We start from the raw sequence: 11,022 nt of genomic DNA on the forward strand, positions 1-11,022 counted from the left end.
CGGCCGGGTGCGGAGCCTGTGGCGCCCGATGCAGAACGGGCCCGCATCCTGCCAGTGATCCAAGCGCTGGCCGAGGTGGGTGCCGTCATCTCCGTCGATACGCGAAACGCCACCACCATGGCGGCGGCGCTCGCGACGGGGGCGCGGATCGTCAATGATGTCTCGGCGCTTGCTCATGACGGTGACGCGGCGCGGGTCGTCGCCGAGCATGGCGCACCGGTCGTGCTCATGCATATGCGCGGCACGCCCGCGACCATGCAGTACCTCGCGGATTATGAGGATGTCGGTGCCGAGGTCGCGGCGGAGATTTCCCACCGTATCGTCGCGGCCGAGATTGCCGGAATCTCGCGTGCTGCGATCGCGCTGGATCCCGGCATTGGCTTCGCTAAGACGGGACCACAGAATATTGCCTTGCTGCGCAGTCTTAGCCCGCTGGCGGATCTCGGATTTCCCCTCGTCGTCGGTGTCTCGCGCAAAGGCTTTATCGGCACCCTATCTAACGAGCCAGTCGCCGCCCGTCGCCTCGGAGGGTCCATCGCCGGCGCGCTTTTCGCTCTTACGCAAGGTGCTCGCGTTCTTCGGGTGCATGACGTGGCGGAGACGGTGCAGGCGGTGCGGGTCTGGCAAGCGCTAGCCTAAGGGGAGACGGCACCCCGCCCGCTCCCGGGTTTGCCACAGACGACGGGAGCCAGCTAAACCGGCGCAGGACTCCAGAGGTTCATGCACCCATGAGCGATACTTCCTCCCCAATCCGGAAACTCTTCGGCACGGACGGGATTCGTGGCCAGGCCAATAGCTATCCGATGACCGCGGAAACCGCGCTCTGCCTCGGCCAGGCAGCCGGGCTCATGTTCACCCGCGGCGCGCATCGCCATCAGGTTCTGATCGGCAAGGATACGCGGCTGTCCGGCTATATGATCGAGCAGGCGTTGACCGCCGGCTTCCTCGCCGCCGGGATGGATGTGATCCTCGCCGGGCCGCTGCCGACGCCGGCAATCGCGATGCTCACCCGCAGCCTGCGCGCCGATCTCGGCGTGATGATCTCCGCCTCGCACAACCCGTTCGAGGACAACGGCATCAAGCTGTTTGGCCCGGACGGGGTGAAGCTCTCCGATGCGCGGGAAGCCGAGATCGAGGCCATGATGGAGAGCGACCTGCGCTCCCGACTGGCCTCTCCAGATGCCCTCGGCCGCGCTCGGCGGCTGAACGATGCGGGCGGGCGGTACATCGAAGGCGTCAAGGCGACCTTTCCGCGCGGCCTGAGGCTCGACGGGCTCAAGATCGTGGTCGATTGCGCCCACGGCGCCGCCTACCGCGTGGCGCCGACCGCGCTGTGGGAACTCGGCGCGCATGTCATCCCGATGGGCGTCGCGCCGGACGGCTTCAACATCAACAAGGGCTGCGGTTCCACGGTGCCCGACCAGCTTTGCGCCGCGGTGGTGGAGCATGGCGCCGATCTCGGCATCGCGCTGGATGGCGATGCGGACCGGCTGATCCTCGCCGACGAACACGGCGAGATCATCGACGGCGACCAGATCCTCGCCCTGATCGCGCGCTCCTGGTTCAAGGATGACCGCCTTGCCGGCAATGGCATCGTGGCGACCGTGATGTCCAACCTTGGGCTGCAGCATTTCCTGCGCGACCTCGGGCTGGATCTGCATCGCACCAAAGTCGGCGATCGCTATGTGGCCGAGCGCATGCGCGCTCTGGGCATCAACCTGGGCGGCGAACAGTCTGGCCATGTGATCCTGTCGGATTTCTCAACGACCGGGGACGGGCTGGTGGCGGCGCTGCAGGTGCTGGCTGTGCTGGTGCGGCAGGGGCGGCCGGCCTCGGAAGTGTGCCGGGTGTTCACGCCCTCGCCGCAGCTGCTCCGCAATGTGCGCTTCGGCGGCGCCACGCCGCTGGACGATCCGCGCGTGAAGGCGGCTATCCTGGAGGCGGAAGCGGAGTTGGAACCGGCGGGCCGCCTGCTCATCCGCCCCAGCGGGACGGAGCCGCTGATCCGCGTCATGGCGGAAAGCCACGACCAGGCGCTGATCACCCGCATCGTCGGCGAACTCTGCGAACTCATCGCGACGGTCGCCCGCACGCCGGAGACGGCGGCCTGATCCCGCGCGTTCTCGTCATCGCCGGATCCGATAGCGGCGGCGGGGCGGGGATACAGGCGGACCTCAAGACCGTCATGGCGCTGGGCGGCTACGCCATGACGGCGATCACAGCGCTCACGGCGCAAAATACGCGCGGCGTCTCGGGCGTATTGGGCGTGCCGCCGGATTTTTTGCGCGCGCAGCTCGACAGCGTGATGGGCGATATCGGCGCCGATGCCATCAAGACCGGGATGCTGCCGGATGCGGCGGCGATCTCAGTCGTCGTCGACTTCCTGGCGGCGTGGGGGGCCGGCCTGCCGGTCGTGGTCGATCCTGTCATGGTCGCGACCAGCGGCGACCGGCTGCAGGCGAGCGAGGCCGTGGCCGCGTTGCGCGACAGCCTGATCCCCCACGCCACGCTCATCACTCCCAATATCCCGGAAGCAGCGCTGCTGTTGGGCTCGCCCATCACCGATACGGCGGGACAGCGCGCGGCGGCCGTGGCCTTGCTGGCGCTCGGCTGCGAGGCTGTGCTGGTGAAGGGTGGCCATCTCGAAGGCGCAGTGCTGACGGATGTGCTGGCGACCCCCGGCGGCGTGACCCTTTATGAGGGCCCGCGCATCGACACCACCAGCACTCATGGCACCGGCTGCACGCTCGCTAGCGCCATCGCCACCGGCCTAGCCGCAGGACTCAGGCTGGACGCGGCGATCCGGCAGGCGCGCGCCTATGTGGCGGCGGCTTTGCACGCGGCTCCCGGCCTGGGCGGTGGGCATGGGCCGCTCGGCCATGAGGTGACCGTGGATCCCGCGCGCATCGCGGCGCTCACAGACCCAGCGCTCGGAGAATGATCGGCGCCAGGATCGCGGTCAGCAGCGCATTCAGCCCCATGGCGATGCCGGCGAAGGTGCCCGCGATCGGGTGAACCTGGAAGGCTCGCGCAGTGCCGATGCCGTGGGAGGCGACACCCACCGCGAAGCCCCGCGCTCTCCAATCCTTGATACCGAGCGCGTTCATCAGCGGCGTCACGATGATGGCGCCCAGGATTCCGGTGATGATCACCATCACCGCCGTCAGCACCGCGTCTCCGCCGAGCGAATTGGAGACGCCCATAGCCACCGCCGCTGTCACCGATTTCGGTGCGATGGAGACCAGCACCAGCTTCGGTAGCCCGAAGGCGCGGGCGATCAGCACCGCCGACAGGATGGCTGTGACGCTCCCGGCGAACAGCGCCAGACCCATCGGCAACAGCGAGCCGCGCACGATGGCGCGGTTCTCGTAAAGCGGAAAGGCCAGCGCCACCGTCGCGGGCCCGAGCAGGAAATGCACGAACTGGGCGCCCGCGAAATAGGTCGGATATGGCGTGTGGGTCAGCAGCAGGATCACCGCGATGACGGCTATCGCGATCAGCACCGGATTGGCGAGCGGATTGCGCCGCATCGCAGCGGAAAGCCGGTCGGCGCCGGCATAGGCGAGCAAGGTCAGGGTCAGCCACAGGAGCGGTGTGCGCGAGAGATAGACCCAGAGGCCGAGATCGACCGCGCTCACTGCATGATCTCCGCCGTATCGTCGTCTCGCGTCAGCAACCGCGAGGCGAGGCGGAAGGCGGCGAGGCTCACCAGCATGGTGATGACGGTGGAGGCGATCACCGCCACCGCCAACGCCAATCCGTAGCGCTCAAACAACCCCAGCCGTTCCACCACCCCGACGCCGGCCGGCACAAAGAGCAGCGACAGGTTCTGCAGCAGCCCGCGGCAGACGGCGGCCAGCGAGCCGTTCCGCATCTCACGTGGCAGGAAAACCAGCCGCTCCCGCAGGAGCAAGAGCCCGAAGAGCAGCATCATGCCGATGACAGGCCCCGGCACCGGCAACCTAGCGGCACGCGCCATCGCCTCCCCAGCGAGCTGACACAGCAGGAGGAGGCAGAGGCTGACGATCATGGTCGGAATCCCCTGGACCGCGGCTGAGGAGCCGGAAGGGTGCGCTTCTCTCTGGCCGCAGGCTACTGGGATGTGTTCCAGGTCCGGCAGGATCGCTGCTGGATGCTGATTTTAGTTCCCGGGAAGGCGCTGTGTTCTCAGCCATCGGCTGGGAAGAGGCCCCGGCAGCAACGAACCCCCTCGGATATCGCCGTGATAGATGAGACGAGGTTCGCCTGAGTGCCTGTATTAAGCGCGGTTCATGAGACTCCTCAGGATGTTACCGTCTTTGGGGGGGGCGACGCGCGCCCAGCGCTAGCAGCCTCGGACGCCGATTTAGATTTGCCTCGCGCCGTGAACGATTCTGCCGGGACTGTTGAGTGGCTTTCTCGAGACCTACCGAGATTGACTTTCATGGTTTTCGACCGATCGGTTTAACGCCCGGCTGCGGACCATCCGCGCCAGTGACGTACCGATGTCGTATCGTTTAATTTCTCAAATAGACCTAAGAGCGCAGCTCCGCCGCTACTTCGAAACCAAATTCAGAAGTCTGTGGCTATATCGGACCGAACCATCGGGCCTTCCGCGTAAGTCGCGAGCGAGCGCGCACGGGAGCACTGCGGCCTTATTCGATCACAGCCACAAACCGCGAAGGTAGCGTCCGTATTCCTCAAACCTCACGCAATAGCACTGCTTCCGCGATGTCGGTTGCGCTCGATTGACTGGCGGCAGTGGGCTGGCCTGAGAGGCAATAGCAGCCCAGGCGGTAGACCCCGTAAGCGGAGGCGGAGGCGGAGGCGACAACGGCGGCCGATAATACCATCGGGGTCAGGAAGGCTGCGCTCGGGTCCGTCCCGGACGGCACCGCGGCTGTGACGTTATATGGACCAGGTGTGGTTGAGGCTGAAAGTCCCAGCGTCCCATTTGTCCCGGCGAGATAACCGGCCGTCACCATTGGGAGGAAGTTGCTTCCGATCCAGGCGGCGACGTCGACCGTCGATTTGGGCAGAACTTGAGGCCAACTGCAGACTTTCCACCGGCAATATTTGCCGGGCCCCCTGGCCGTCGTCGATGCCGTCACCGGCAGGCGCGTCGTCGTTGCTGGTCGCCAGGCCTCCGGGGGCCAGCGCCCGCCGAGCATTTCCGCCGGGAGGTGCGTGTCGTAATCGAAGGGACCGGGTGGCCCACCTCTCACCACCCAATGGTCGTTCCTGCCGTCCTCTCCCCTCGGAGAGGAGTGAGCGGGCCAAGGGCGTCCAACTGGCATGATGCAACTCCTGAGACACCACCTCTTTTGCTGATCAGCTACCGAAATTTTGGTTAAGACTCACGTCGCGCGACGCCTTTCTTCTGAGCTTGTGAACCGCGAGAGAAGGTTCGGTTCGTCAGACGGTGGGCAGTTGAAGCGGCACGGCTTCCGCGGCGACTTGAGGTCGGGCGCCGGGATTGCCTGCCGTGGTGGAAGAGCCATATGCATAACTCCAGGCACAGTGTGCGGCGTAGGCTCCGAGTACGAGGGGCGGCAAAATAAGCAGCGGCAGGAAGGCGGGATTCACGCCCGCGGCGGGCGCCGCTGGGGCCGTGCCGTTATTCGGACTGGGACCCAGAAGACCCTGCGTGCCGCTCAGGTAGCCGGCCGGATCCGTCAGAGCCGAGGTGAGACCGCCTGCCGCCCAACCAGCGACGTCGGCGGCCGATTTGGGAAGCAGCGGATAATTGCAAATCTTCTGCAGACAGGGTCTCCGCCAGGCCCGGAGCCACGTAGCCCGCGGAGGCGTAGTCACCCGCCGAGTGGTGGTCGGCGGCCTTTGAAACCCCACCCCGATATACGAGGCGGTATCGTCGAGATCGGGGGGGCCGACTTCAATTCTCGATTGGCTGCCACCGGAGTTGCTGCCTCCTGTCTGAGAGCCCGAACCGGGCCAGGGCGATCCTAAGGGCATGATTCAATTCCTGAGACTTGATCCGTTGTGACGATCCATTGGGTAAATTTTGGTTAACATCTTGACATAACGAATGGTTCGTTAAGGGCGTCGCAAGCCAAATCACATGGGTGATCTCTACAACCGGTGCTTGCTGCCTCGCGTCGCTTTGGCTACATCCGGTGGCGGGTCACGCCCCCCCACCGGGGCGCTTCTCTTCTGAAAGGGAGAGCTTCTATGGCATCCGCCCACGGCATTCCGCGTCCTGCAACGCGCCCCAATAATCCCGATTTTTCGTCCGGTCCCTGCGCCAAGCGGCCCGGCTTCTCGCTCGACGCATTGTCTGGCGCCATGCTCGGCCGCAGCCACCGGGCCGCCGAGCCCAAGGCGCGCATCGTCGAGGTCATCAGCCGCTCCCGCGCCCTGCTCGGCATGCCGGCGGAGTGGAAGCTCGGGGTGGTGCCGGCCTCCGACACCGGCGCGGTCGAGATGGCGATGTGGTCGATGCTCGGCGAGCGGCCGGTCGATGTGCTGGCGCATGAGAGTTTTTCCGAGGGCTGGGCGACCGACATCGTCAAGCAGCTCAAGCTCGCCGATGCGCGCATCATCACCGCCCCCTATGGCGCGCTGCCGGAGTTGAGCGTGGTCAACCCGACGCATGATGTCGTGCTCGCCTGGAACGGCACTACCTCGGGCGTGAAATTCCCCGACGGCGACTGGATCGCGGCCGATCGCGCGGGCTTGGTGATCTGCGACGCGACCTCGGCCGCCTTCGCCATGGACCTGCCCTGGAACAAGCTCGATGTCGTGACCTGGTCGTGGCAGAAGGTGCTGGGTGGCGAGGCGGCGCATGGCATGCTGGCGCTGTCGCCGCGTGCCGTAGCCCGGCTCGAAAACTACAAGCCGCCGCGGCCTCTGCCGAAGATCTTTCGCCTCACCAGTGGCGGCAAGCTGATCGAGGGGATCTTCAAGGGCGAGACGATCAACACGCCCTCTATGCTCTGCGTCGAGGATGCGCTGGACGGGTTGCGCTGGGCGGAAAGCATTGGCGGACTCCCTGCGCTGATCGCCCGCAGCGCGTCCAATCTCGAAGCCGTCGCCGAATGGGTGGCGCGGAGCGACTGGGCGGCTTTCCTGGCGGGGGATCCCTCCATCCGATCCTCCACCGCGATCTGCCTCACGATCAAAGCGCCCTGGTCCACGGCGCTCTCGCCCGAGGCGCAGGCCAAGGCCGCGAAGCGGCTGGCGGCACTGCTCGATACCGAGGGAGTCGCCTACGACATCGCCTCCTATCGCGACGCTCCGCCGGGGCTGCGTATCTGGGGCGGCGCCACCGTCGAGCGCGGCGATATCGTCGCGTTGCTGCCATGGCTCGACTGGGCCGCGTCTCAGCTCGCCGCCGAACACGTCCCCCATACGGCCGCGGAGTAAGCGCTATGCCCAAGGTTCTCATCGCCGATAAGCTTTCGCCTGCCGCCATCGAGATCTTTCGCGTCCGGGGCATCGAGGCCGATGTGAAGGTCGGTCTCGCGCCCGCCGAGCTGCGCGAGATCATCGGCGGCTATGACGGCCTCGCCATCCGCTCCGCGACGAAAGTGACCAAGGAGCTGCTGGAAGCGGCGCCCGACCTCAAAGTGGTGGGCCGCGCCGGGATCGGGGTTGATAATGTCGATGTGAAGGCCGCGACCGCGAATGGCGTCGTGGTCATGAACACGCCCTTCGGCAATGCGATCACCACGGCCGAACATGCCATCGCCATGATGTTCGCCCTCGCCCGCCAATTGCCGGAGGCGAGCGCCTCCACCAAGGCCGGCAAGTGGGAGAAGAACCGCTTCCTCGGCGTCGAGCTGACGGCCAAAACGCTGGGGCTGATCGGCTGCGGCAATATCGGCTCGATCGTCGCCGATCGCGCGCTGGGGCTAAAGATGAAGGTGCTCGCTTACGATCCGTTCCTCACGGATAAGCGCGCGCTGGAGCTTGGCATCGAGAAGGCGGATCTGCCGACGCTTTTTGCCCGCGCCGATTTCATCACGCTGCATACGCCGCTGGTTGAGGGCACGCGCAATATTGTAGACGCAGCCGCCATCTCCGCGATGAAACCCGGCGTGCGCATCGTCAATTGCGCGCGCGGCGGGCTAGTCGATGAAGCGGCTTTGGTCGAGGGGCTAAGGTCGGGCCATGTCGCCGGCGCCGCGCTGGATGTTTTCGAAATCGAGCCGGCGACGGAAAACCCGCTTTTCGCTTTCGACAATGTTGTCTGCACGCCGCATCTGGGCGCCGCCACCACCGAGGCGCAGGAGAATGTGGCGCTTCAGGTCGCCGAGCAGATGAGCGATTACCTGCTGACGGGCGCTGTGACCAATGCGATCAACCTGCCCGCCATCTCGGCCGAGGACGCGCCGCGGGTGCGGCCCTACATGGATCTGTGCCGTCTGCTCGGGGCTTTCGCGGGTCAGCTCACGCGGGCGCAGGATGGCGTCATCAACCGCGTGTCGGTGGAATATGAGGGCGCGGTCGCCGGGCTGAACCATCGTCCGCTGACGGCGGCGGCCCTTGCCGGGCTGATGGCGCCGATGATCACCGGCGCCAATATGGTCAATGCGCCGGTGCTGGCGCGGGAGCGCGGCATCGAGGTGGCGGAGACGGTGAACGACCGCCAGAGCGAATATCAGACGCTGGTGCGCATCACGGTGAGCACCGGCACTCAGGAGCGGTCGGTTGCCGGCACATTGTTTGCCGGTTCGCGCCCCCGCCTCGTCGATATCAAGGGCATTCCGGTGGAGGCGAATTTCAGCCGCCACATGCTGTATGTCACGAACCAGGACAAGCCGGGCTTCATCGGCCGCTTCGGTGCGACTTTGGCAGGGGCCGGGATCAATATCGCGACCTTCCATCTTGGCCGGTCGGAGGCTGGGGGCGACGCGATCTGTCTGGTTTCGGTGGATGAGCCGGTGCCGGAGGATGTTCTGGCGATGGTCCGCACCTTGCCGCTTGTGGTGCAGGCGACGTCTCTCTCCTTCTGACGGGGCGCGGGTGATGGATAACGGCAACAAGGCGGCGCTGGCGGTATTGGTGGGGATCATGCTCGTGATCCTCGGCATCTGGCTCGCCTTCCCCGCCCTCACCCGCTACACGCAGCGCCAGGATTGCATCGCGGTCGGGCGCACGAATTGTTGAGTCTTGCCTAGGCGTCACATCCTGAACGCCACTTTTGTAGGAAGGCACCTTCGGCAGACGCCATTGAGGTCCTCTAAAACTCTCGTTCCTGCTCAGCTTTGCACGTTTCCGTTCGGCAATTCTGGCAAGAACTGATGGGGAAGCACCCCATTTTCTGATGCCTGCGCTGAGACGGCCAGTTTTTGCAGATTTGTGAACCACCGCGCCGCAGCGCCAATGTTCTGGTGGATGATCTGGCCGGGAGGAGGAACCGCATGGATGGTCCCGGGTGGCGGGTTGCTTAGGTTGTAGATGTAGACGGGCGTCTGCCCGAACCACGACGGCCCGGCTGGGTCGTGTGGGTCGTCGCCTCGGATCCAGATTTCGAATCTCCTAGGGTCTCCATTGACCGGACTCATCGCCACCGACTCATTGGATTTTCCATACGATACGATACCGCAACTTAATTAGCGATTAAGCGAGTCCCTTTTCAGCCGCGCCGATGCGGTCCACACTGCACCCAGCGAAGCCCATGCGCGGACGGCGGCCTTCGGTAACGCCTCACCAGGTCTTTCCCCTCCAACGTCTTCGCCCGCATTTCTTCTAATGAGGATATCACCATGCTTGAATGCATCGGCTACGGCACCTCGGCCGCGACGAACCCCGTCGCGCCCATCAACTTCAACCGCCGCGACGTCGGGCCAAAGGATGTCCAGGTCAAGATCGACTATTGCGGCGTCTGCCACTCGGACCTGCATCAGGTCCGCAACGAGTGGAAGAACACCACCTACCCCTGCATCCCCGGTCATGAAATCGTCGGCCATGTCACCAAGGTCGGCGCCGAGGTCACCAAGTTCAGCGTCGGCGATCATGTCGGCATCGGCTGTCTGGTCGGCTCCTGCGGCGACTGCGCGTCGTGCAACGACGGGCTCGAGAATTACTGCGACAAGGGCCTGCTGAACCCCACCTATAACGGCCAGGACCCGGTCATCGGCGGCCCGACCTTCGGCGGATACTCGAACCAGATCGTGGCGCCCGAGCATTTCATCCTGCGCATCCCCGCGGGCATGGATGCCGCCGGCGCCGCGCCTTTGCTCTGTGCCGGCATCACCACCTACTCGCCGCTGCGCCACTGGAAGGTGGGTCCGGGCATGAAGGTCGGCATCGTCGGCCTCGGCGGTCTCGGCCATATGGGCGTCAAGCTCGCCCATGCGATGGGCGCCCATGTGGTGCTGTTCACCACCAGCCCCGGCAAGACCGAGGACGCCAAGCGGCTCGGCGCGGATGAGGTCGTGGTCTCGAAGAACGAGGCGGAGATGGCGGCGCATAGCACCAGCTTCGACTTTATCCTGGACTGCGTGGCCGCCGATCACTCGATCGACACCTATCTGGGCCTCCTCAAGCGGGACGGCACCCTGACCCAGGTCGGCGCGCCCGAAAACCCGCTGCAGGTCGCGGCCTTCAGCCTGATCTTCAAGCGCCGCAATTTCGCGGGCTCGCTGATCGGTGGCCTGCCCGAGACCCAGGAGATGCTCGATTTCTGCGCCGAGAAGGGCATCACCGCCGATATCGAGATGATCCGCATGGACCAGATCGAGCAGGCCTATGCCCGGATGCTCAAGAGCGATGTGAAATATCGCTTCGTGATCGACATGGCCTCCCTCAAAGCCGCCTGACGGTCCGGCCGGGCGACACGGTCGCCCGGCCGCTCTAACTAACAATTCGGATACGCAATGTGCACGCCTTGGTTGAGCAAGTCTCCCAAGGCATTGATGCGGAACCTGTTGCGTAGAGGTTAACCTTCCGCCATAACTCATCTCATCGAATGATACGGTTAGTGAGTTCGTAGTAGTTCCTGTTCCTAATGGATTATATTTTGGACCGGCTCCGGCCGAATCGTGAAGAGGTTTATGCATTCGGTCCAGTTTGGTCGAG

At 65.0% G+C, this 11,022-nt stretch carries 11 protein-coding genes; 7 read left to right on the forward strand and 4 right to left on the reverse strand.

All coding sequences use genetic code 11. The features are described 5' to 3' along the window. From folP to thiD, 3 genes are all read left to right on the forward strand, one after another. Positions 1–639 (forward strand): dihydropteroate synthase (gene folP, locus GSQ83_RS09550; RefSeq protein ID WP_158802648.1); only part of this gene is annotated, 639 nt, incomplete at its 5' end. 89 nt (positions 640–728) lie between these two features. Then, positions 729–2,111, forward strand: coding sequence for a phosphoglucosamine mutase (gene glmM / locus GSQ83_RS09555; protein WP_158802649.1), 1,383 nt, complete (start codon positions 729–731; stop codon positions 2,109–2,111). Beyond that, on the forward strand, positions 2,108–2,941 hold the full coding sequence (gene thiD / locus GSQ83_RS09560) for a bifunctional hydroxymethylpyrimidine kinase/phosphomethylpyrimidine kinase (protein ID WP_158802774.1): 834 nt from the start codon (positions 2,108–2,110) through the stop codon (positions 2,939–2,941). Before glmM ends, thiD begins: the two co-directional genes overlap by 4 nt. Here thiD and GSQ83_RS09565 read toward each other — a convergent pair. From GSQ83_RS09565 to GSQ83_RS09580, 4 genes are all read right to left on the reverse strand, one after another. After that, the gene (locus tag GSQ83_RS09565) at positions 2,916–3,638 is read right to left on the reverse strand and encodes an LrgB family protein (protein ID WP_158802650.1); all 723 of its coding nucleotides are present in this window, start codon (positions 3,636–3,638) and stop codon (positions 2,916–2,918) included. The two genes, thiD and GSQ83_RS09565, sit on opposite strands and share 26 nt — an antisense overlap. Next, positions 3,635–4,030 carry a CidA/LrgA family protein gene (locus GSQ83_RS09570; protein ID WP_158802651.1) on the reverse strand — a complete coding sequence of 132 codons (396 nt, stop codon included), beginning with the start codon at positions 4,028–4,030 and terminating at the stop codon, positions 3,635–3,637. Before GSQ83_RS09570 ends, GSQ83_RS09565 begins: the two co-directional genes overlap by 4 nt. Positions 4,031–4,679: 649 nt before the next feature. Further along, entirely contained in the window at positions 4,680–5,276 is a 597-nt protein-coding gene (locus GSQ83_RS09575; protein ID WP_158802652.1) for a hypothetical protein, read from the reverse strand. Between the two features lie 118 nt (positions 5,277–5,394). Further along, positions 5,395–5,952: a hypothetical protein gene (locus GSQ83_RS09580; RefSeq protein ID WP_158802653.1), complete on the reverse strand. Its 558-nt coding sequence runs from the start codon at positions 5,950–5,952 to the stop codon at positions 5,395–5,397. A 216-nt stretch (positions 5,953–6,168) separates the two neighbouring features. On the opposite strand from GSQ83_RS09580, the gene GSQ83_RS09585 reads away from it, so the two are divergent. The 4 genes from GSQ83_RS09585 to GSQ83_RS09600 all read left to right on the forward strand — a co-directional run bounded on the left by GSQ83_RS09585 (position 6,169) and on the right by GSQ83_RS09600 (position 10,763). Then, a complete protein-coding gene (locus GSQ83_RS09585; RefSeq protein ID WP_158802654.1) occupies positions 6,169–7,362 on the forward strand; it encodes a phosphoserine transaminase in 1,194 nt (397 codons plus the stop codon). A 5-nt stretch (positions 7,363–7,367) separates the two neighbouring features. Next, complete coding sequence (serA, locus tag GSQ83_RS09590) at positions 7,368–8,954, forward strand: phosphoglycerate dehydrogenase (protein ID WP_158802655.1); 1,587 nt, start codon at positions 7,368–7,370, stop codon at positions 8,952–8,954. Between the two features lie 13 nt (positions 8,955–8,967). Next, positions 8,968–9,108 carry a hypothetical protein gene (locus GSQ83_RS09595; protein ID WP_158802656.1) on the forward strand — a complete coding sequence of 47 codons (141 nt, stop codon included), beginning with the start codon at positions 8,968–8,970 and terminating at the stop codon, positions 9,106–9,108. Positions 9,109–9,707: 599 nt separating this feature from the next. After that, complete coding sequence (locus GSQ83_RS09600; RefSeq protein ID WP_158802657.1) at positions 9,708–10,763, forward strand: NAD(P)-dependent alcohol dehydrogenase; 1,056 nt, start codon at positions 9,708–9,710, stop codon at positions 10,761–10,763. Positions 10,764–11,022: the final 259 nt, after the last annotated feature.

The organism is Acidisoma sp. L85 (genome assembly GCF_009765865.1).
Classification (GTDB): Bacteria; Pseudomonadota; Alphaproteobacteria; order Acetobacterales; family Acetobacteraceae; genus Acidisoma.

Coding starts and splice junctions, on each gene's coding strand:
- glmM (WP_158802649.1), top strand. CDS start 729: ATGAGCGATACTTCCTCCCCAATCCGGAAACTCTTCGGCACGGACGGG.
- GSQ83_RS09570 (WP_158802651.1), bottom strand. CDS start 4,030: ATGATCGTCAGCCTCTGCCTCCTCCTGCTGTGTCAGCTCGCTGGGGAG.
- GSQ83_RS09575 (WP_158802652.1), bottom strand. CDS start 5,276: ATGCCAGTTGGACGCCCTTGGCCCGCTCACTCCTCTCCGAGGGGAGAG.
- GSQ83_RS09580 (WP_158802653.1), bottom strand. CDS start 5,952: ATGCCCTTAGGATCGCCCTGGCCCGGTTCGGGCTCTCAGACAGGAGGC.
- GSQ83_RS09585 (WP_158802654.1), top strand. CDS start 6,169: ATGGCATCCGCCCACGGCATTCCGCGTCCTGCAACGCGCCCCAATAAT.
- serA (WP_158802655.1), top strand. CDS start 7,368: ATGCCCAAGGTTCTCATCGCCGATAAGCTTTCGCCTGCCGCCATCGAG.
- GSQ83_RS09595 (WP_158802656.1), top strand. CDS start 8,968: ATGGATAACGGCAACAAGGCGGCGCTGGCGGTATTGGTGGGGATCATG.
- GSQ83_RS09600 (WP_158802657.1), top strand. CDS start 9,708: ATGCTTGAATGCATCGGCTACGGCACCTCGGCCGCGACGAACCCCGTC.